This is a genomic window from uncultured Clostridium sp. (genome assembly GCF_947036855.1).
GTDB lineage: Bacteria > Bacillota > Clostridia > Clostridiales > Clostridiaceae > Sarcina.
In genome coordinates, this window is the sequence record NZ_CAMQRY010000034.1 from 1 (window position 1) to 20,672 (window position 20,672).

20 protein-coding genes and 2 tRNA genes are annotated in these 20,672 nt (G+C 28.2%); 7 read left to right on the top strand and 15 right to left on the bottom strand.

The window, feature by feature from the left end; all coding sequences use genetic code 11:
- Window positions 1-62: 62 nt before the first annotated feature.
- From Q0V15_RS05390 to Q0V15_RS05410, 5 genes are all read right to left on the bottom strand, one after another.
- Entirely contained in the window at window positions 63-647 is a 585-nt protein-coding gene (locus Q0V15_RS05390; protein WP_297436758.1) for a CapA family protein, read from the bottom strand.
- Between the two features lie 93 nt (window positions 648-740).
- A complete protein-coding gene (rsmI, locus tag Q0V15_RS05395; protein ID WP_297436760.1) occupies window positions 741-1,583 on the bottom strand; it encodes a 16S rRNA (cytidine(1402)-2'-O)-methyltransferase in 843 nt (280 codons plus the stop codon).
- Window positions 1,584-1,603: 20 nt separating this feature from the next.
- On the bottom strand, window positions 1,604-2,362 hold the full coding sequence (locus Q0V15_RS05400) for a tRNA1(Val) (adenine(37)-N6)-methyltransferase (protein ID WP_297436762.1): 759 nt from the start codon (window positions 2,360-2,362) through the stop codon (window positions 1,604-1,606).
- Window positions 2,363-2,571: 209 nt separating this feature from the next.
- Entirely contained in the window at window positions 2,572-3,852 is a 1,281-nt protein-coding gene (locus tag Q0V15_RS05405) for an NlpC/P60 family protein (protein ID WP_297436764.1), read from the bottom strand.
- A 209-nt stretch (window positions 3,853-4,061) separates the two neighbouring features.
- Window positions 4,062-4,340, bottom strand: coding sequence for a hypothetical protein (locus tag Q0V15_RS05410; RefSeq protein WP_297436766.1), 279 nt, complete (start codon window positions 4,338-4,340; stop codon window positions 4,062-4,064).
- A 146-nt stretch (window positions 4,341-4,486) separates the two neighbouring features.
- Between Q0V15_RS05410 and Q0V15_RS05415 the strand changes: the two genes are divergently transcribed.
- Window positions 4,487-4,562: transfer RNA gene (locus Q0V15_RS05415), tRNA-Pro, on the top strand.
- A gap of 91 nt (window positions 4,563-4,653) precedes the next feature.
- Here the strand turns inward: Q0V15_RS05415 and Q0V15_RS05420 are convergent.
- Window positions 4,654-6,045: an N-acetylmuramoyl-L-alanine amidase gene (locus tag Q0V15_RS05420; RefSeq protein WP_297436768.1), complete on the bottom strand. Its 1,392-nt coding sequence runs from the start codon at window positions 6,043-6,045 to the stop codon at window positions 4,654-4,656.
- 138 nt (window positions 6,046-6,183) lie between these two features.
- Window positions 6,184-6,345: a hypothetical protein gene (locus Q0V15_RS05425; protein WP_297436770.1), complete on the bottom strand. Its 162-nt coding sequence runs from the start codon at window positions 6,343-6,345 to the stop codon at window positions 6,184-6,186.
- Between the two features lie 217 nt (window positions 6,346-6,562).
- On the opposite strand from Q0V15_RS05425, the gene Q0V15_RS05430 reads away from it, so the two are divergent.
- The 5 genes from Q0V15_RS05430 to Q0V15_RS05450 all read left to right on the top strand — a co-directional run bounded on the left by Q0V15_RS05430 (window position 6,563) and on the right by Q0V15_RS05450 (window position 10,818).
- Window positions 6,563-7,225: an HAD family phosphatase gene (locus Q0V15_RS05430; protein WP_297436772.1), complete on the top strand. Its 663-nt coding sequence runs from the start codon at window positions 6,563-6,565 to the stop codon at window positions 7,223-7,225.
- A 119-nt stretch (window positions 7,226-7,344) separates the two neighbouring features.
- Entirely contained in the window at window positions 7,345-8,733 is a 1,389-nt protein-coding gene (locus Q0V15_RS05435; RefSeq protein ID WP_297436774.1) for a hypothetical protein, read from the top strand.
- Window positions 8,734-8,748: 15 nt separating this feature from the next.
- The gene (locus Q0V15_RS05440; protein WP_297436776.1) at window positions 8,749-9,288 is read left to right on the top strand and encodes a hypothetical protein; all 540 of its coding nucleotides are present in this window, start codon (window positions 8,749-8,751) and stop codon (window positions 9,286-9,288) included.
- Window positions 9,289-9,299: 11 nt separating this feature from the next.
- The gene (locus Q0V15_RS05445; protein WP_297436778.1) at window positions 9,300-10,067 is read left to right on the top strand and encodes a hypothetical protein; all 768 of its coding nucleotides are present in this window, start codon (window positions 9,300-9,302) and stop codon (window positions 10,065-10,067) included.
- Window positions 10,068-10,131: 64 nt separating this feature from the next.
- Entirely contained in the window at window positions 10,132-10,818 is a 687-nt protein-coding gene (locus Q0V15_RS05450) for a hypothetical protein (RefSeq protein WP_297436780.1), read from the top strand.
- Window positions 10,819-10,870: 52 nt separating this feature from the next.
- Here Q0V15_RS05450 and Q0V15_RS05455 read toward each other — a convergent pair whose 3' ends face one another.
- The 7 genes from Q0V15_RS05455 to Q0V15_RS05485 form a co-directional block, all read right to left on the bottom strand.
- Window positions 10,871-12,298, bottom strand: coding sequence for a glycosyltransferase (locus tag Q0V15_RS05455; RefSeq protein WP_297436783.1), 1,428 nt, complete (start codon window positions 12,296-12,298; stop codon window positions 10,871-10,873).
- A 7-nt stretch (window positions 12,299-12,305) separates the two neighbouring features.
- On the bottom strand, window positions 12,306-13,484 hold the full coding sequence (locus Q0V15_RS05460) for an ABC transporter ATP-binding protein (RefSeq protein ID WP_297436784.1): 1,179 nt from the start codon (window positions 13,482-13,484) through the stop codon (window positions 12,306-12,308).
- Window positions 13,485-13,502: 18 nt separating this feature from the next.
- Window positions 13,503-14,741, bottom strand: coding sequence for a glycosyltransferase (locus Q0V15_RS05465; protein ID WP_297436785.1), 1,239 nt, complete (start codon window positions 14,739-14,741; stop codon window positions 13,503-13,505).
- A gap of 16 nt (window positions 14,742-14,757) precedes the next feature.
- The gene (locus Q0V15_RS05470; protein WP_297436787.1) at window positions 14,758-16,038 is read right to left on the bottom strand and encodes a glycosyltransferase; all 1,281 of its coding nucleotides are present in this window, start codon (window positions 16,036-16,038) and stop codon (window positions 14,758-14,760) included.
- Between the two features lie 19 nt (window positions 16,039-16,057).
- Window positions 16,058-17,224: an ABC transporter ATP-binding protein gene (locus tag Q0V15_RS05475; RefSeq protein ID WP_297436789.1), complete on the bottom strand. Its 1,167-nt coding sequence runs from the start codon at window positions 17,222-17,224 to the stop codon at window positions 16,058-16,060.
- 16 nt (window positions 17,225-17,240) lie between these two features.
- A complete protein-coding gene (locus Q0V15_RS05480) occupies window positions 17,241-18,104 on the bottom strand; it encodes an ABC transporter permease (RefSeq protein WP_297436791.1) in 864 nt (287 codons plus the stop codon).
- Window positions 18,105-18,382: 278 nt separating this feature from the next.
- Entirely contained in the window at window positions 18,383-19,129 is a 747-nt protein-coding gene (locus Q0V15_RS05485; protein ID WP_297436793.1) for a peptidylprolyl isomerase, read from the bottom strand.
- A gap of 746 nt (window positions 19,130-19,875) precedes the next feature.
- On the opposite strand from Q0V15_RS05485, the gene Q0V15_RS05490 reads away from it, so the two are divergent.
- A complete protein-coding gene (locus Q0V15_RS05490) occupies window positions 19,876-20,211 on the top strand; it encodes a rubredoxin-like domain-containing protein (protein ID WP_297436795.1) in 336 nt (111 codons plus the stop codon).
- Window positions 20,212-20,345: 134 nt separating this feature from the next.
- Here the strand turns inward: Q0V15_RS05490 and Q0V15_RS05495 are convergent.
- Window positions 20,346-20,421, bottom strand: a tRNA-Phe gene (locus tag Q0V15_RS05495).
- Window positions 20,422-20,672: the final 251 nt, after the last annotated feature.

Below are 20,672 nucleotides of genomic sequence, written 5' to 3' on the forward strand. Positions count from 1 at the left end.
CTACGCTTTCGTCGATTCATCTCACCACCTACCTACGGTTGAGGTGGGAGAATTCTCTCAAATTAAGTTAAAACAACATTACCCTCACCACAAAAATCTATATTTTTCTCAGTTAAAACTTTTTTTGTACCTTCAAAGCCATCCTTCCCATAATCATAGATATGATTATTTGCTATAGTAACACCCTCTATATTTCCCTCTTTTAAAATATTAGCAAACTCCATTGGGCCTTTAAAATGAAAATTTCTCCCCTCACCTTTATAAGCCTTTTTATCTGAAACTGTAAATGCATTTTCTAAATTCACTATACTATAATCATCATTCGAAAATATATCATATACATTTTTCATAATGTGAGAATAATCATCATTTAAATCTGCTACTGCAGCAACTAAACTACTTGAATAATTAAAATTTGTATCAGTTCCAAGTGTACAATCCCCTGCTGCACTAACTATAATTTCTTTTTTTTCTATTTCTTTAACGTCTTTTAACTCTTCTTCCTTATTCTCAGTAGGCTTATCTATTTCTTTATCATTTGATTTTTTAGATGTAATAACCATTCCACTACAAATTATTAAAACTGACATAAAAACAAATACCCTAATCATAATATTTTTTTTATTATTTTTTCTTTTTTTCCTCATAATCTCCCCCTTCTCCCACTATAAATTATACCATAATTTTACATTTTAAAAATAAAAAAAACAGAGTAAATTCAATTTACTCTGCTTTTAATCCTATAAATTTAATGAATGTTTATAAATATCTGTTTTAGGAATATTTCTTTCTTTTGCTACTAATTTAATAGCATCTTTTTTCTTTTCACCAGCATCTATAAATGAAATAATATGCTCTTCTATAGTCATATGTTCCCATTTAGATTTTTCTTCAAGTTCTAAAGCTTCTTTACTTTTCCCTTCTATTACAATTACAAACTCACCTCTTGGTGCCTTTTCTGCAAAGAAGTTTATTGCTTCGCTAAAAGTCCCTCTATATATACTCTCATGCATTTTTGTAAGTTCACGACAAACTGCAACATTTCTGTCCCCAAGACCTTCTAACATACTTCCTAGCGCATCTATAACTCTATATGGTGATTCATACACCATTATAGTTTCTGTTCTCTGCTCTATATCAGCTAAAAATGCTTTTCTTTCCTTATTCTCTCTTGGGAAAAAGCCTTTAAACATAAATTTAGTTGTATCAAGACCTGAATATACTAGTGCTGTAGTAAAGGCTGTAGCACCTGGTAATACAACAAACTCAATACCTTGTTCTATACATTTTTTAGCTATAACTGCCCCTGGATCTGAAATCCCTGGTGTTCCTGCATCACTTACTACCGCAATACTTTCACCATTTCTAGCTTTTTCAATTAAGTGATCACTTTTCCCTTGCTCATTGTGCATATGATAACTTATAAGTGGTTTCTTAATCTCAAAATGATTAAGAAGCTTTAAACTTTGTCTTGTATCCTCAGCTGCAATAAGATCAACTTTCTTAAGTGTTTCTAATGCTCTAAGTGTTATATCCCCTAAATTTCCAATTGGTGTTGGTACTAAATATATAGTTCCTGTCATATTAAACGCCTCCTAAAAACCTATCTTCCATAGATTTTATTTATCTCTTCTGAGTAATTTCCATTTTCATCATAAACGAATAAAGCTGGCTCCCATTTTAGGAACTTTCCTCCATCTCTTTGACCTTCAACTAAAACTATATTAGCTGCTTTTTTAGTATTTGGATGAACCATTTGAACTCTTTTTGGCTCTATTCTATATTTTCTCATTAAAGTAAATATATCTGCAAGCCTTTCTGGTCTATGTACTATAAACATTCTACCACTATCTTGTAATAATTTCCTTGAAGATGCTATTACATCCTCTAAAGTACACATTATTTCATGTCTAGCAATAGATAATTTATCAGTTTCATTAATGATTCCTGCATTTCTAAGTTTATATGGAGGATTAACAGTTAAAACATCAGCTCTTGGAAGTCTTTTTAAAAGTTCTAAATCTTTTAAATCCCCTTCTATAAACTCCATTTCATCTCCGAAACCATTAATTTTTTTACTTCTTCTTGCCATCTCTGCAAACTCTTCTTGAATTTCTATTCCAATAATTTTCTTTGGATGCTTTTTCCCTTTTATAATAAAAGGTACAATCCCTGTTCCTGTACACAAATCTATTACTGTATGCTTTGTTTTCACATTTGCAAAATTAGCAAGTAGAACTGCATCTATTCCAAATCTAAATCCATCTTCCTTTTGAATTAAATGAATACCATCAAGTTGTAAATCATCAAGTGACTCTCCATCTTTTAATAATGATAAATCCATTTCTTTTATATTTTCCATCTTCTCACACTCTCTTCTTTCCAAGACTCTAAAGTCTATTATATAAAATACTAAAAAATAATACCATAGTGTAACACTTATTATTCGTAAATCATATAAATATTAGTATATTATTAAAACCTTTTCATTAAATAAATTAAAATTCTAAAACCCCATTTATATATAAAAATAGCAGGCTATCCCCCTAGCCTGCTATTTAAAAACCTAAATTATAAAATTCTTCTTGCTGTTACATATTTATAAACTGACCCAACTTTAACACCAACACCCGGTCTTGCTGCATGAATCATTTGATTGTTTCCTATATAAATTCCAACATGTGTTGGATTTGATGGTGTTCCTTCTGTAAATATAAGGTCACCTCTTTGAAGTTGATTTCTTGGAACATGACGCCCCTCTCTTACTTGTGTATAAGTTGTTCTTGAAATACCTACCCCTGCTGCTCTATAAGCATATTGTGTAAGCCCTGAACAATCAAATGCATTTGGTCCTGTTGCACCATATATATATGGTTTTCCAACATGTGTATATGCGTTAGCTATTATTCTATCAACAGTACTTCCTGATGCTGGAGGTGCTACTACAGATCCACCACCTTGATTTCCTGAACCTTCTGTAGAACTTCCTCCCCCTGAAACTGGTGGTGGAGTTACAACTGCAAGCTCATCTATTCTATTTTTTCCTTTTTCCATAGCAGATACTATCTCTTTATCAACACTTGGACTAACAATTTGATTTCTCAAACCTCTTAATGATCCAACAGCTGTTTCAATTTGAGCTTTTGTACTACTTGAATTATTTATAATATCAATTAATGGCTTAGCTAAAGGTCTTTCAAGATCTGTTAAATCAAGATTCACCTCTTTCTTTTCTACTTCTAGTTCTTCCATTAACTTTTCTTGCTTATCTTCCATTTGTTCAAATTCTTTAATCTTAACTATATTATCTTCATTAAGCTTGTCCAATTCGACTTTTTGATCTTCTAACTTTTTAATTTTATCATCTAGTACTTTTTTATCAGCTTCAACTTCTTCAATAACATCTTTATCAACTTGCATAATTCTTGTTACTGCATCCATTGTACCAATAAAATCACCTATACTATCTGATGATAAAATCATTGATAGGTAATTCATTTGTCCACCTGACTTATAAATTCCATTCATTCTTTTACCAAGTATAGCTTCTTTCTCTTTTATTAAAGCTTGAATCTCTGGTATTTCTTTTTCAATTTGAGCACTTTCTGCTTGTATTGAACCTATCTTCTTATCATTTTCTTCTTTAGCCATAAAGACAGGATTCATATTCGCTGTAAGCGTATTTAATTCTGCTTCAAGTTTAGCTGTTTTTGAATTAAGTTCATTATAATTATTTCTAGTCTCTTCAATTTTTTCTTTCTGTCCATCTGATATAGGAGTCGCAAAGGCTTGATAACTTGTACCAGCTACTATACTGCATGCTAGCACTATCGATATTACTCTTCTCTTCATATTAAAATTCTCCAAAATTAAATTTTCTACAAATTATAATTTTAGATCGAACCTCCCCATATTTTGATTTAAGAACTTCATATTAACTTTCTAAATATAAGAAGATCCTTCTTTGTAATTTAAAAAACTTAATTTCGTAATAAATTCTTAATCTTTATGTAATAGTATACACCATGAAAACTCCTATTTCAAATGTTTTTTACTTTTTTTTACTTTTTTAATTTTCTTTTAACTAATATCTGAATCACACTTATTATTACTGCTGAACCAAAAAATAATACAAGAATAATATTCTTATCCATTTCTACAAATTGATATATAATTGCAATAGTTGTTCCTATAAGTCCAAGCACTAAATTACCAATTCCATTTACCTTCGAACTTTTAATTGCTTCATTTTGACTCTTTGAACTCATCACAATTAAAAATAACCCCATAATAACTAATAAAAAACTAGCTATTAATAAAACTATACTTACTGATTTCATAACAACACCTCCGAACTTATATTATACATTTATTCATATTTTATTCAAACTTAGTTAATCTTTTTATTATTTCCACAAAAAAATTAATTTTTCATTCTTTTTTTATTGACATTATTAACAATTGCATATATAATTATAAATGTCAGCGGGGTGTGGCGCAGATGGGAGCGCGCGTGCTTTGGGAGCATGAGGTCGCAGGTTCAAGCCCTGTCACCCCGACCATTTAAGAATTGCAATAGCAATTCTTTTTTTATTTGCAGAAAACTTAACAAAACAAAAAAAATCCTAACTGCGCTACAGTTAGGATTTTTTATTATTTTTTAGGTATTGTTCCACCAATAATTTTTACTATTTCACCAAGTACCTTTTTCTGCTCTGAAACATTTTTTATAAGTTCTACATTCTTTATTTCAAGGTCTTTTTTATCTACCTCTAAGCTAACTATCTCATCTTTTAAAACTTCTAAACTCTTATAAATTTGATTATATTCTTTACATACTTCCTCTAAAGTTCTACCCATTAATACAACCTTAGATTTAAAATCTCCTATTTGAGTTTTAAGACCATCTATCCCTTCTATGCTTTCTCTAAATATATCTTTTGTTTGTGTTTCTAAAATTTCATAATAAAATTTCAATATATTTATTCCATACTCTGGGTCAGAGTTCCACTTCCCTGATAAATTCTCAACATATTTACAAACACCAAATAAATATGAAAAATGTCTTGGGTCTTTACTCTGTTTATTGGGATATCCTTTAGCCCCTACATAAAGTGCTAAATGGTCTAAATGAGCTTCTAAACCTTCTTTCCAAGTATCAAATTTTTTATAATCTTCACTTTTATCTTCTCTTAACCCGCCTGGATTATTATATATTTCCTTACCATCTGAAATTAAATTTATTCTATTAAGTTCTATAATAGCTTGTGCAAATGCTATTGCTGGATTTATACCTCCACGTTCTTTATATAATCCCCAATATAAATCTACAAGTTTTATATACTTTTCATCTATATTTTTATTCTTTGCCCACTGCTTTACCTGATTTTTCTCTGGAATTTCTCCACCTTGTATTTTTGTAAGTGCTCCATCAGTATTTACTATATTATTCTCTAAAATTAATTCATTACTTTGAGTACTGATAATAGTTTCCTCCTCTTTTTCTTCTTTATCATCAAGATATTTGATAACACCTTCTGCTAAAAGGTTTGCTACTTCATTATTAAATCTTTCATCTAATAATAATTTTTCTTCTCTTGGGTTAGTCATAAAACAAAGTTTAACCATAGAACTTGGCATAGTAGTTTCTTTAAATAAAATTAAATCACTATACTTTGTCCCTCTACTATTTATTTTTGAACTACTGCTAAGTGATTTCAATAAATTAAAAGATAAATTTGATACCTCTTTACTTACATTTGATGATATAACTTCTAAACCACATTCTCGTTTATCATCTGAAGTATTTAAGTGTATACTTACAAAGCATTTCCCTTTATTTTTATTTGCAATATAACTTCTTTCTGAACCTTCTATAAATTCATCCTTTTCTCTAGTTAACTTAACACTAACCCCTTTAGCTTCTAATATATTCTTACAAGCTCTTGCTATGTAAAGAGTACATTCTTTTTCTTTAGTTCCCAAAATGCCAACTGCCCCTATATCTTCGCCACCATGACTAGCATCTAAAATTACATCTACCATATTTACCTCTACTATTAAATTGTTATCATCTTAATATATTAATCTCTTTTACAAATCATTCTTTATAAATTAATTTAAATATGTAAAATAAAAAAATCTAAATATATTCTTTAAATATACTTAGATTTCATTTAGCTTTTATTGTGCTTTTTCTTCATCTTTTTTTATTTCATTTTCTAAATCATCTTTCATAGTTTCAAGCATTCTATCCCCTCTTCCCGCTGCCTTAAATAATGCTAAGAAAAATATAAATCCACCAATCCATAATCCACCTAATATTAGTGCAATTTTTAAACTCATATGTCAGCCTCCTTCATTAAATGTATTATTTAAATTATTCCCTTCTTTATATTTTTTAATCAAAATATCTATATTCTATAATTTTTTTACTATTTTATCATTTTTTATATACTATGATTTTACTTTCTTAAATGATAAATTTCATCTCTTGTTTTAAATATTTTAACACTCTAATATTTCAAATATATGTTAAAATATTTAAGTAGGGGGTGGCTTTATGATAAATAATATAAAAGCAGCTATTTTTGACTTAGATGGAACACTTATAGACTCAATGGGTGTATGGGTTCAAATAGACATTGATTACATAAAAGAAATTGGATATACAGAGCCTGTTGATTTACTTGAGTTAAAGAAAGCTATAAATCATCTTAGTTTTGATAATACGGCTAAGTATTTCAAAGAGAAGTTTAATATTCCACAAACATCTGAGGAGATTGGACAAAGATGGAATGAAATGGCATCTGATAAATATAAAAATGAAATTAAACTTAAAGAAGGTGTTTTAGAATTTTTAACTGAGCTTAAAAACTCTGGTGTAAAAATCGGACTAGCTACTAGCAACTCTTATGAGCTTGCTACAGCTTCTTTAAAATCTAACAACATATTTGATTTATTTGATGATATAACAATCACAAGTGAAGTATCAAAAGGAAAGAACCATCCTGATGTATATCTTTTATCTGCAAGTAGACTTAATGTAGAACCAAAAGATATTATTGTTTTTGAAGATATCCCAACTGCTGTTGAGGGTGCTAAAAAAGGTGGATTTAAAGTTATTGGTGTACATGATAGTTATAGTTCACATCATAATCAAGAAATGATGGACAAGTCTGATATGTTTATAGAATCTTATACTGAACTTCTAATTAATAACTAATTACTTACCTAAGATGTATGTTAAATCATGCATCTTTTTTATTTTTATTTCTTATCTAGTAATTTTTATCATTATATAAAAATAAAATATAGTTGATAGACTTTATTTTAGGAGGATTTATGGATAAAAACTTTGTTGATTTTTGTTTCTTTGATAGAAATATTCTTTTTATAAAATTTTCTGTACCAATGCATACAAGTACACATTATAGTATTTTAAATCCTTCAAATTTCTCAGTAGAATTTACACAAAACAAACGTATTTTTATAACACTCGATAAACTAATAATTAATATACAAACTTTTGGTGATGACTTTGTTTCATTTTATATAAATGAAACTTTCACAAAAGAATTATATGAAAATCATAGTTCTATTTTTTTATATGTAGGCTTTATATCCCCTACTAAAACTTATTTTGTTATGACTAAATCAAACTTGGTTAATAAGATTCATCTGCCTACTGCTATTATAGATTATGCTAATGCAACTAAACTTAAAAATGTAAGTATTATATCTTATGAAGATTTTAATTTGTCCTTAGCTCTTGAGGCTACCAATGAAATTTTAAGATATGCTGCTTCTGATTTTTCATTTACTTTATGCTCAAAAGTTATATATTCTGCTACATATATCCCTTATGCAAAAAGCAAAAATATAATGTATATTACACTCAAAAATATAGATTCTTTTGATTTATTTACTGATTTTATCACTGTAAAATATCTTAATAAGTCTATCCCTTATACCATAGATTTAAACTACAATAATTTACTAGAATTTAGATCATTTACTTCTAAATCTTTTATATCAAAAAAAGGTATCATCTCATATACATCAAATATCTTTAAAACTATTATAAAAATAACTTTTTCAGAATATATAAAAAAAATCAAAGATAATGTGTTTATTTTACCTTCAATAAACACAGATAAAAGTAAAATTGAACTTAATATTGAAAATACAGGAATACTAAATATTTTTGGTGAAAATCTAATTCTTCCACCTAACCTTAAATTTTCAACTGCCCAAATTTTTAGTACACTAGATGTTTTAAATATCATTATTGATTGTTCAACATTTAATTTTTTCTTCCAAAATATAATTAATATTTCATATTGTGATTTTACTTCTTTTGAATCAATACTTAGTATTAATAATATTCAACCATACAAAAACTTTAGTGCATTTTTAAAAATTGAGCCTTTAAATATTATAACCTCTATACCTTTAGATAATGGTGTTAATTGGACAATGCTTGGAGCTATTATAACCACAGATACACAAATTTTAGTAGATAAAACATCTAATATATTTATCTATGGAAGTCCTGATTTAGAAACTACTTTCACTAAAACTTTGTACTTATATAACTTAGATGACGGTGCATATGATGATATAAATATTACACTTATAAATATTAAAGCTCAAAACTTTTTTGTCAAACTCTCAGCAAACTTCACTCTTAATATTGAAAATTGTAATATTACTAATTTAGAAATTTTATAGGAAGGAGATTTTTTAATGCTTATTACAAACTTTTATATGAATGATGATATTTTAACATTTCAGATAGATAAAGATGTAAAACTAGATTCTAGTAATATTTATATAGAATTAGATTCTATCGTATTAAAAACTCATGAGTTTGTCTTTATCAAAACTATGAAATATATACGACTTAAAATTTTAAAATCTCTATTAACTGTAAATTCATTAAGCTTTTTTATAAAAATAAATTCTGAAAGTTCAAATATAATTTTTTCATTTTTAAACTTTGATATATTAACTTCAAAACAAAACTCTTATATTTTACTTAAAGCTTCAGTTCCACAAAATATCCTAAGTTCAACTTATAATGCTAATACTATTTTTTTTAAAAATAATATTATCTTATCTACAAGTAAAAATTTATCACTTATAAATGGTATTAATTCTAAACACTCCTTTATACAGCTAACTTCAGAAGACTCAACACATAAAACTTATACTTTAACACTATATGATTCTAAATTGAATGAACTACCAACATCTGATTGCATACTTGAAATTAAATTTAAATAGAGAGGTTATATATGAAAGCTATTAATATAAAAAATTCAAAAATCACTTCAACAAAGGTAACTTCTAATTCTTTTATAAGTATCTATTCATCAAAATCAAAATTATCTACATTAGATTTTATTTCATCTAATATATCACTTTCTGGAATATTTGATTCTAATATACGATTTTTAAATAGTTGTAATATTACCTTTGAAAGTAATTTTTCAGCTAATCATATACAATTTTCAAACGAAACAGATACTTTAAATAATTTTTATGTGCAAACAAATATAATTAAAGATTTACAAGAACTAAATATAAATGTGTCTGATAATATTAAACTTTATATTAATGCTAAAGCTACATCCAAAAGTATAACTAATATTTATTGTACTAGTCATTCTAATAAACCATTATATGTACACACAGATGCTAATTTGAAAAAAAATCTTGTAAAGATAAATTTATATCCTAAAAACACCCCAAATTTATATATTTCAAATTACTTATATTCTCTAAATTTTATAGAAACTTCAAACCTTTCATTATATATATATCCTGATTCTTATATCTATAATTTTTTGAATTTCTCTATCACTTCACTTGCTAATCTTTCTGCACCACTAAATATAATAGCAAAATTAAATGAGCTAACAGATATTCCACTTCCTATAAATTCTATTTTTTGCAAATCAACAGGTACTACTTTAAAACTTCCAAACTCTAAAGAATTAGATGATATTAAAAGTATTAATCTTATTATTAATGAGAAAAATCATCCTTTGTTAATTAAATAATATTAACTATTCCCAAAGCTTCTTCATACACTATTCTATAATAAAACTTTAGGAGGATATAATAATGTTAGCAAAAATTTTAAATGCAGACCTTTCAATAATTACAGCATCTACACTTTCAGTAGTTTTAACAGATTCAGTTGGGGTGGCTTTAGATTTAACAGGTCAATCTATCCAAGCTGATTGGTTTAAACTTGTAAAATATATAGCTTCAGCTTCAGATATCACAATTACAAGCGCAGTTCTTGGAGGAACACCTACAGACGGAGAAATAGTTTTAACTTTTGATGGAACAGCTGATTCTGTTTCAATTGGAAATGTTATAATTTTAGCTCAAGGTACAGTAGTTCCTAGTGCTGCTCCATTTGATAGACTTACAAATACTGCATCTATTGATACAGGACTTGGTAATTTATCAATAGATGGAACTAATCAATTTATCATAGTTCCAAATCATAATACAACAAAAGCTAAAAACTATAATCTTAATATAAATTTATTAGAAGATGCTGGTGTTGATGAAACTGCTACAGTTCAAGTTGTAAATCTTGCAACTCCTTTAACAGTTAATAAAGTATCTATAGTTAGTGCTAAAATAGAAAAAATTACAGCTGGTGATTCATTTGATATAAATGCTGAATTTGAATTTAAAGTAACTTTCTATTCTGCTACCGATGGTCTTGGTGAGCCATTAACATTTGAAGCTGATGCATCAGATATATTATCAATTTCTTTTGAACCAGTAGTGTAAATTTTTATAAAAATAAGCCTAGAAATATATTTAAATATTTCTAGGCTTTATCTTATTTCATCATAGCATCTTTTATAACTTGTGCTCTATGAAGCCAAGTATTATCTTCTGCTTCTTTTTTAAGTAGCTCTTTATATTCTACATTATCTTTAAGCCCTAAAGCCTTATCAACCTGTATTATAAACTCCTCATCACTACTTGCTATATTACAACTCTCATATTTTTTACACTCATTTATATCAGTTGTAACAACTGGTTTTCCAAGTGCCATATACTCAAATAACTTAACAGGGCTTGTTGCATCTGTTATTTCATTTTTTATAAATGGAATTGTACATACATCAAAATGACAAGCATATTGTTTTATGAGATTTTTATATTTTACTATACCTGTATAATGAACATTTGGCATATCTAAAACTCCACTCTTTTTAAGAGTTTTATCATAATCTATCCCAACTAAAACTATCTCATAGTTTGGTCTTTCTTTTGCAAGTTTAATTATTTTATTATAATCAAACCAACTAGCAAGAGCACCATAATATCCTATGATTGGTTTCTTCATATCTACTATTTTTTTAATTTTACTACCAACTTCTGAGCCAAGGTTTTTAAAATCATTTAAGTTTACCCCATTTTGTGCAAGTATACTCCAATGTTCTGTCCCTCTAGCCTCATCTGCAAGTTTTTTAAGCTTATCAGCAGTAGATATAACTAAAACATCTTTTGTATTAGTTAATAATGTTTTATGGTCATCTATCAAGTCCTGTGTAACCTCTACACCACTAATCTCTTCTGAAATTTCATCAACAAAATCATATAAAACCTTAAATCCTTTATCCATATATGTTTTGATATCTTTATAAGTAACATCATAAAGACAAGTTGCATATACATGGACAAATTTACTTTTAATCTGTTTTTGTTCCATAACCTCAAAAATAGTATCTCTAACAAGTGCCATATCAATATTTGCAACATAAAGATTCTCTTTTATTTTTTTAATAGCATATATATCTTCATCTTGAGTAATACTTGCTCTATAAATATATAATATCTTCTTATCTGACATAGCCTCTGCAAGATGTTGTGGTCTTTGTTTAAGCTCTATATTCCATCCAAATCCTGCATGGAATATTACAACACTATCATACTCTTCTGTATCAAATATCTTTTGTATTCCTATTTTCATCTGTTCTACCTGTGTTTGGTATACAACAGTATTTAGAGCTGTATCCATTATTTTAATAATATCTACATACCTCTTATGGAAATCTCCACTTAAAACACTATCAGAAAAATCTCCTTTAGCATCCCCGTATAGTGGATCTTGCATTATTTTTGGAAAGCATTCAAGCACTTTACTACTTAATACTGACTTCTCTTCATTCGTAAGATTATCATAACCCTTGTCCACAGTATTTTTAAACTCTGTAGCTAAGTCATTTTCCATTTTATTTTTTTTATTATTAAAAAACATTATACAATTATTCCTCCCAATTATCCTTTAAGAATACAAACCCTTGTGATTTTTTATCACTATTTACTTTAAAAGATATTACCCCTTCATTTGAGTTTAAAGGAACTAAATCCTGACTTTCTGAAAAAATTACATCAATATAATATAACCCATCAGTAACTCTTAAATCATCAAATGAGAACTGTACTTTATTCTTACCCTCTTTCCAAGGTATAGAAAATTCATCAACATTACTATTTACTGCACATATAAACTGATCAACATGTCTAAATTCACATGGTTCTCTATATGCTTTTCTAAGTTCTACACTTATACCAGGACTTTTTATATCTTCCCTAAAAACATTATATTCAATATTGAAAGTTACACCCTCACCATATGAAATCTCTGTTATATCATTTTCAATCTTAACATCAGTTAACTCAACAAAGGCTTTACTTTCTTCTACTTCCTCACCTTTTTCCATCATACTTCTATAATAATCTTCTACTATATCAAATGCTGGTCCTATATCTCTAACTTTTCCTTTTTCAAGCCATATTGCTCTTTCACAGTATGTTTGAATAGTTGAAAGCCCATGAGATACATATATTATAGTTCTGCCTTGTTTTTTAAACTCATCAAATTTAGCCATACATTTTTGTTGGAATCCAACATCCCCAACAGATAATATTTCATCAACTATCAGAATATCAGGGTCTATATTTATAGCAACAGCAAATGCTAGTCTTGCATACATTCCACTTGAATAATTTTTAACTGGTTGATTTATAAAATCTCCAAGCTCTGCAAAATCAATAATTTTATCTTTAACCTTATCAACTTCACTCTTACTCATCCCCATAATACTTCCATTGAAATAAATATTACTTATTCCTGTAAGTTCTGGATTAAAACCTGCTCCAAGTTCTATAAGTGAAGAAATTCTTCCCTTAACATCAACAGTTCCACCATTTTGAAAAGCAACACCTGATAGTATTTTAAGCATTGTAGACTTTCCAGCCCCATTATTACCTATAATACCAACAATTTCACCTCTCGCAATTTCAAAACTAACATCACTTAATGCAACAAATTCATCTGCCTTTTTCTTAGAAAAAGGATTCATCATTGCTGCTTTTTTTGCTCCATTAGTATATATTTTATATTTTTTAGTTACATTTTCTACTTTAACTGCATAAGACATTTTTACATACCTCCGTACTTAAGAGTTTAAAATAAGCTCTTTCATATCTATAGCTTTTTGTCTCCAAGTATTATCAAGCCCTTCTTTTTTAAGAAGTTCTAAATACTTTTCATCATTTTCAAGTTCACTTGCTTTTTTAATATTAGCAATAAAATCATTATGGTCTTCACTAACAAGTGCTGACTGATACTTTCTACACTCTGGAAGTGCAGATGTAACTATTGGTTTTCCAAGTGCCATATATTCAAATAATTTAACTGGGCTAGTTGCCTCTGTTATATCATTTATAACAAATGGAATTATCCCAACATCAAAGAACTTCGCATAAGTTGGAAGCTCTGTATAATTTCTTGTTCCAAGATAAGTTACATTTGAAAGTCCTAATATTCCACTCTTATCTAAAGATTTATCATAGTTAATTCCAATAAGCATAATTTCATAATCTGGAAGTTCCTTTGACATCTTTTTAATAAGTTCATAATCAAACCACTTTGCAAGTGCGCCAAAATAACCTATAATCTTTTTACCTGATGACACTATATCCTTAATTTCATCAGGAACTTTATCACACTTAATATCTGAGAAATGTTCAAACTCAACACCATTAGTAACAAGTCTTACTTTCTTCTCGCCTCTAATACTAACTGTTTCTTCATAAAGTTTTGTAGCTGTTGTTACAACATACACATCTTCAGAATTTTCAAGCATACTTGTATGACTCTTCTTAACTGATTCTGGAATTTTATATCCTGCAATTTCATCTGATAAATCATCAACATACTCATAAATTATTTTAAAATCTCTATCAGTAAATTTTTTCATATATTTATCATACTCTGTAAAACTTGTTGAGTATATTTGCCCAAAACAAGGTACTTTACTTTCCTTTATAATATCTAAAAGACCTTCCTGTAACCAATACAGGTCTGTATTTACAAGATATAAATTATCTTTTATCTTTTGACTTACTTTAATATCTTTATCTATTTCAACATAAGGTGATGCTTTATAGAAATATAAAACATTCTCTTTTGCCATGTTTAAAGCAATATGCTGTGGTCTTTGGAACATCTTAACATTGAATCCAAAATAGACATCAAATATCACAACTGCATCATATTTTTTACTATTTAAAACTTCTCTCATTTCTGTAAAGAATTCATCTTTATGTTTTTCTTGCCCTCTTGATCTCATTAAATGATACAAAGGAAGTGCAACAGGTCTAAAGAAATTTTGTATAGATTTTGATATACTCATAAAATTTAATCACCTTTTACTTTATATTTTTCTTCACAAGTTCATATAGAACATCTGCTTTCTTAGTCCATGTATTATCTAAAGCTTCTTCTTCAAGCCATTCATAGTATTCACTATCTTTTGGAATGCTTAAAGCTTCATCAATTTTAGCTATAAAATCATCTGTATCTTTACCTATAAGAACTGATTTATATTTTCTACATTCTCTCATATCAGTTGTTACAATTGGATGTGCCATTGCCATATATTCAAATAATTTAACTGGGCTTGTTGACTCTGTTATATCATTTAACAGGAATGGAATAGTTGCTACATCAAAGAACTTTCCGTACTTTGGAAGTTCTTTATAATCTATAACACCTATATAATGAACATTTGGAAGGTCTTCAACTTTACTTGCTTTAAACTCCCCATCATATAAAAATCCTATAAGAAGAATCTCAACATTTGGTCTTTGAACCGCAAGTTCTCTTAAAAGTTCATAATCAAACCATTTAGCAAGTGCTCCAAAATATCCTATAATAGGATTTCCCTTTGCTACTAAATCTTTAATCTTTGATGGAACTTCTATATCATGCTTAATCCAATCCTTATACTGAACACCATTTGTTATCATAGCTACATTTTCTTGCCCACGAATATCTTTAATCTCTTCAATTAATTTATCAGCTGAACCAATAGCAAAATTCTCTGTATCTTTTAAGATATTATCATGTCTTTCATAAACAAACTCTGGAAGCCATCCTGATATCTGATCAGACATCTCATCAATATACTCATATATAATGTGGAATCCACCATTTGTATACTTTTCCTTTATATAAGGTTCATCAAGATAAATATCAGTTGAATACATTGAAAGAAACTTTGGTCCTTTATGTTCTTTTAACACATCAAACATAGCATTATTTAAAGCATAATTTGCCATATTCACTATATGTAATCTATCTTTTAACTTTTTAACTTCTGTTATATCTTTATCAAATTGCTCAGATGAACGATAGAAATATAATAAGCCCTTATCAGTAAGCTCATTTGCCATATGTTGTGACCTTTGAAAAAGTGGAATATTCCATCCAACTCTTGAATCAAAAACAACAACTGCCTCATATTTTTCTTCATCAAGTATTCTCTTAAACATTTTGTTATATTTATTATAATTCCTATTGTATGTAAATCTTGATCTAGTTCTTAAACAATAAAATCTATATCCAATATCCATACATATTTTTTTTAGAAGAGCTAAAAGCCCCTCATCTTTTATAGTTCTTTTAAAATTATCAAATACTACTCCCAACTGCGAGTCCTCCTAAAAATTACTTCTTCCAAGAATGCTCTAAAATTAAGAAACCTTCGCCTCTATATTTATCTTCCATAGTAAAGTCAAATGCATTAACTTTTCTATATATAGTTTCTCCACCACTAATCACAACTACATCAAGATAGTAAACACCTGCAACAAGACTAACATCTTCAAGATTTAGAGTAAACTTATTAGTTCCTTTAAGTCCTTTAATATTAATATGTTCATCTACACTATCAAAAGCACAAATAAATTGGTCACTTCCTCTTGTTGTACCTGGCTCATAGTCTGTTTTTCTAAGTTCAAAAACTACTCTTGGTGATTCAATTTCTTTAAGCACCTCATAATTAAACTCAAGATTTAAATCCTCTCTATATGAAAGAACTTTTTTAGGTGATGTAAGTGAAATGTTTTGCATAACATTACTCTCACCTTCCTCTGCCTTATCTGCTACAGCAGGATTAAAACTAATATTATAATATCTTTCAACTACTATAACTGAGTTACCATCATCTACAACTGCACCTTTTTGAAGCCAAATTGCTCTATCACAGAACTTCTTAACTGTACCAAGCCCATGAGATACATAAATTATAGTTCTTCCTGACTTTTTAAACTCTTCAAATTTTTCCATACATTTAACTTGGAAACCTACATCTCCAACTGATAAAATTTCATCAACTATAAGAATATCAGGGTCAATGTTTATCGCAACTGCAAATGCAAGCCTTGCAAACATACCACTTGAATAACTCTTAACTGGTTGGTATACAAAATCACCAATATCGGCAAATTCTATAATATCCTCTTTTTTTTCATCAATTTCCTTTGTTGTAAGTCCATTTAAAGTTCCATTGAAATAAATATTTTCTATCCCTGAAAGTTCAGGGTTAAATCCTGAACCAAGCTCTAGAAGTGAAGATATCTTTCCATTTATATTCAGTTCTCCTGTAGTTGCAAAAGCAACTCCTGTTAATATCTTTAGAAGTGTTGATTTTCCAGCACCATTATGTCCTATAATACCAACACACTCTCCTGTACTTATCTCAAAAGAAACATTATTTAAAGCATAAAACTTTTCAAATTTTCTTTTACTTAAGAATGAAAGTATCTTTTCATTCTGATTTCCATACATCTTATACATTTTTGTAAGATTTTTAGCCTCTATAACTACTGACATATTCTAACCTCGCTTTTTATAGAACATCATCAAATTCTGGTCTAAATTTATTAAACACTTTTGTTCCAACAATAAATAAAATTAATGTTATAACAAAGAAATAGACTGTATAAGTCCATCCCGGCATTCCAAAGAATGGTTGTGAAACCCAACCCGTACCAAGATATGCATCTCTAAACACTAACACTAAATATGTTAATGGATTAAGCTTAACTACATTAAGCCCAAGTTGTAAAAGTTCTGGTTTCTTTGCAAGCTGTGTAACCATTTGACTCATATCCCACATTACAGGACTAAGCCAGAATAGGAACTGCATTGATATTCCTATCGCATGCATAAAGTCTATTGACATAACAACCCACGTTGCTAAAATTCTTGATAAAGCTGTCATAAAAATAACAGTTACAATTATCGCATAAATTAAATATATATAATTTATATTTCCTAGCCATCCATATATCCCCATAATAATAAAATTAATTACTAGAAATATTAAGAAAGTATAAAAACTCATCATAAGTCTAATACTTGGTAATATTTGCACTGGGAACTTTACCTTTTTTACAAGAAATGCACTATTTCTTATAGATCCAGCCCCTGCTACTATGTAGTCTGAAATAAATATCCAAGGTACATAAGCTGCTACAAGCCATACAAGGTATGGTGCTTTTTGCTTAAATCCTGATGGCATATCTCCCCCACCAAAAACCATACCAAAAACTACCCAGAATACAGCAATCATTGCTAGTGGTCTAATAATAGCCCATAAAATTCCTAGCTTTGAACCTGCAAATTCCTTTTTAAATTCTTTTTTTGATATGTCTAGTACCATTTTCCAGTTAGAAAAAATACTTTTTTCCAACTCAATCCATTTTCTCAAAAAAATTCACCTCTAATCCTCTAAAAGACTAAACTTTAAATAATAAAATACTTTAAAGTCTAACTCATTTTAAGACTGTAATTTGTTTTAAATTTACATATGTTATTATAACATAAATTACCCTACCTAACTCTAAAATTTAACTACCTTAATAATATCTAAATAATCTCCTTCAAAATTTAAATACTAATTAAATTTTTCTTGTGCACAAAAAAAGATGCAGTAAAATTTTCACTGCATCTTTCTCTATTAAAAACCTAATTTATTTAAAAATCAGATTATTTTCTTTCAACACCATATTTATTTTCAAGAGATACAAGCATACCCATGTATTTATCTTGTTGTGCATTACCACTTAATTTTTGAATTACTGCAGCCTTAACTACTTCAAAAGCTTGAACAGCAGCATCTTTTTTCTCTTCAACTTTGATTAAATGATAACCAAATTGAGATTTAACTACTCCACTAACTTCTCCAACAGCTATATCAAAAGCAACATTTTCAAACTCAGGAACCATCATTCCTCTTGAGAACTCACCAAGATTTCCATCTTGTGCACTTGAAGGGCATGTTGAATTTTCTCTAGCAGCCTGCTCAAATGTTACTTCTCCAGCTTCTATTTTATTTTTAACAGCTTGAAGAGCTTCTTCATCAGCCATTAATATATGTTTTGCAACAACTCTTTCTGGCTCACCAAACTCACCTTGATTCTCATCATAGTAAGCTTTAGCTTCATCATCAGTTACAATAACTTTTGATAAAACATCTTCAACAGTTCTTTGTATTAATAATTCTTTCTTAAAAATTTCTAATTGTTGAGCAAAAGCTGGTGTTTCATCTATTTTAAGTTCTTTACCTTTATGGTACATAAGCTCAAATCCTATTGCTTGCTCTAAGATAGCTTTTCTACCATCTTCAGTAGCGAACATTGCTCTTTGTTGCTCTGGGTATTTCCCCATGATTATCTCGATATCATTAGTTGTTATTTCTCTTCCAGCTACTACAGCTAAAACTTTATTTTCCATATTAAAAATTCTCCTTTTTTCATATAAATTATATTAATAATATAATAACATATTCAATTCAATTAAAAAAGTTTTCTATAAGAGTAATTTTATTCAAATCTATTTACTTTTTTTACTTTATTTATAATAATCTTTTTAAAATCCATTAAAGTTTAAAATACTATTGATAATTTAAAAACTATTTAATTAGTATTCCTATATTTTTTCAAAAAATACTATCAATTATATAAATTTACACCTCACTAATACCACTTGACGATTATGCAATTAAATTGTATAATATTAATATAGCATTTCATATGATTTGGAAAATATTTTATAGTTAAATATTTTTTAACTATGCTATAATATAAATAAAATTTAGTATAAAGACATACTTTTCACTAAAATTTTATACTTATATTAAAGATACTAAATTCTAGAAATAGAATATTTGATTCAAAATTAACTTAGATAATATATATTAAAATTATTAGGAGCTTTTAATAGTTCTTAGAATTATAGACAAATAGGTATAAAAGTACCTAAACATACTTTTAAATCGAGAAAGTGTGTAATAGCCCTAGCCAAATGAATAACAAAATAAAGAAAGGGGAAAGCTACTTATATACGGATGGCTAGTTCGGATTTAAAGACTGTGGAGTTCTATATCAAATCAGAGTAGTATATACGAAATGAGGGACTGAGAAACAGTAATTTTCTTGATATAGACACTTTTGTCTATATTTTAAGTAGCAGGATGAACAATGAAAAATTTATTTAAATGTACTGTTTGTGGATATATACATGAAGGAGAAAATGCTCCAGAAAAATGCCCTAAATGTGGGCTTGGAACTGAGAAATTCAATAAACTTGATGCTGAAGTAGTAGAAAAAATTTACAGAGCTGATAAAACAAATTCAATTCATGCTGAAATGATTGCACTTGCTGATAGAATGATTAAACTTAGCCAAGAAGGAATCGAAGACAACTTAGACCCTGCTTGCTTTAACTTATTTACAAAAGCTAAAGATGAAGCTTGGGTAATTAAACAAAGATCAAAAGCAGAAATTGAAGGTCACTCAAATAAATCAAAATGGTAATATTACATTTATTATAAAAATAGCTAATCTTGAAAATTCAAGATTAGCTATTTTTATATCTATATTTCATTTTAATTTATCTCGCCTATAAAAACACGTAAAAAAAGAAGTTTGATATTATCAAACTTCTTTACTGGTGGCCCGAACTGGAATCGAACCAGTGACACGAGGATTTTCAGTCCTCTGCTCTACCGACTGAGCTATCGGGCCATGTATAAGACTTAACTTACTTTATTAGTATACACGCTATATTTTATTTTGTAAAGCTTTTTTTATATTTTTTCCTTTTAAAACTCATTTTATTCAACAATACTAAGATATCTAAGTTTTATATCTATTAACTATTTTCTTCTATAAACTTAACAGGTTATAAAAAAAAGAAGTTTGATATTATCAAACTTCTTTACTGGTGGCCCGAACTGGAATCGAACCAGTGACACGAGGATTTTCAGTCCTCTGCT

What these genes read in the sequence shown, in the direction of transcription:
- Q0V15_RS05390 (WP_297436758.1), bottom strand. Translation starts at nt 647, where the DNA reads ATGAGGAAAAAAAGAAAAAATAATAAAAAAAATATTATGATTAGGGTA.
- rsmI (WP_297436760.1), bottom strand. Translation starts at nt 1,583, where the DNA reads ATGACAGGAACTATATATTTAGTACCAACACCAATTGGAAATTTAGGG.
- Q0V15_RS05400 (WP_297436762.1), bottom strand. Translation starts at nt 2,362, where the DNA reads ATGGAAAATATAAAAGAAATGGATTTATCATTATTAAAAGATGGAGAG.
- Q0V15_RS05405 (WP_297436764.1), bottom strand. Translation starts at nt 3,852, where the DNA reads ATGAAGAGAAGAGTAATATCGATAGTGCTAGCATGCAGTATAGTAGCT.
- Q0V15_RS05410 (WP_297436766.1), bottom strand. Translation starts at nt 4,340, where the DNA reads ATGAAATCAGTAAGTATAGTTTTATTAATAGCTAGTTTTTTATTAGTT.
- Q0V15_RS05420 (WP_297436768.1), bottom strand. Translation starts at nt 6,045, where the DNA reads ATGGTAGATGTAATTTTAGATGCTAGTCATGGTGGCGAAGATATAGGG.
- Q0V15_RS05425 (WP_297436770.1), bottom strand. Translation starts at nt 6,345, where the DNA reads ATGAGTTTAAAAATTGCACTAATATTAGGTGGATTATGGATTGGTGGA.
- Q0V15_RS05430 (WP_297436772.1), top strand. Translation starts at nt 6,563, where the DNA reads ATGATAAATAATATAAAAGCAGCTATTTTTGACTTAGATGGAACACTT.
- Q0V15_RS05435 (WP_297436774.1), top strand. Translation starts at nt 7,345, where the DNA reads ATGGATAAAAACTTTGTTGATTTTTGTTTCTTTGATAGAAATATTCTT.
- Q0V15_RS05440 (WP_297436776.1), top strand. Translation starts at nt 8,749, where the DNA reads ATGCTTATTACAAACTTTTATATGAATGATGATATTTTAACATTTCAG.
- Q0V15_RS05445 (WP_297436778.1), top strand. Translation starts at nt 9,300, where the DNA reads ATGAAAGCTATTAATATAAAAAATTCAAAAATCACTTCAACAAAGGTA.
- Q0V15_RS05450 (WP_297436780.1), top strand. Translation starts at nt 10,132, where the DNA reads ATGTTAGCAAAAATTTTAAATGCAGACCTTTCAATAATTACAGCATCT.
- Q0V15_RS05455 (WP_297436783.1), bottom strand. Translation starts at nt 12,298, where the DNA reads ATGTTTTTTAATAATAAAAAAAATAAAATGGAAAATGACTTAGCTACA.
- Q0V15_RS05460 (WP_297436784.1), bottom strand. Translation starts at nt 13,484, where the DNA reads ATGTCTTATGCAGTTAAAGTAGAAAATGTAACTAAAAAATATAAAATA.
- Q0V15_RS05465 (WP_297436785.1), bottom strand. Translation starts at nt 14,741, where the DNA reads ATGAGTATATCAAAATCTATACAAAATTTCTTTAGACCTGTTGCACTT.
- Q0V15_RS05475 (WP_297436789.1), bottom strand. Translation starts at nt 17,224, where the DNA reads ATGTCAGTAGTTATAGAGGCTAAAAATCTTACAAAAATGTATAAGATG.
- Q0V15_RS05485 (WP_297436793.1), bottom strand. Translation starts at nt 19,129, where the DNA reads ATGGAAAATAAAGTTTTAGCTGTAGTAGCTGGAAGAGAAATAACAACT.
- Q0V15_RS05490 (WP_297436795.1), top strand. Translation starts at nt 19,876, where the DNA reads ATGAAAAATTTATTTAAATGTACTGTTTGTGGATATATACATGAAGGA.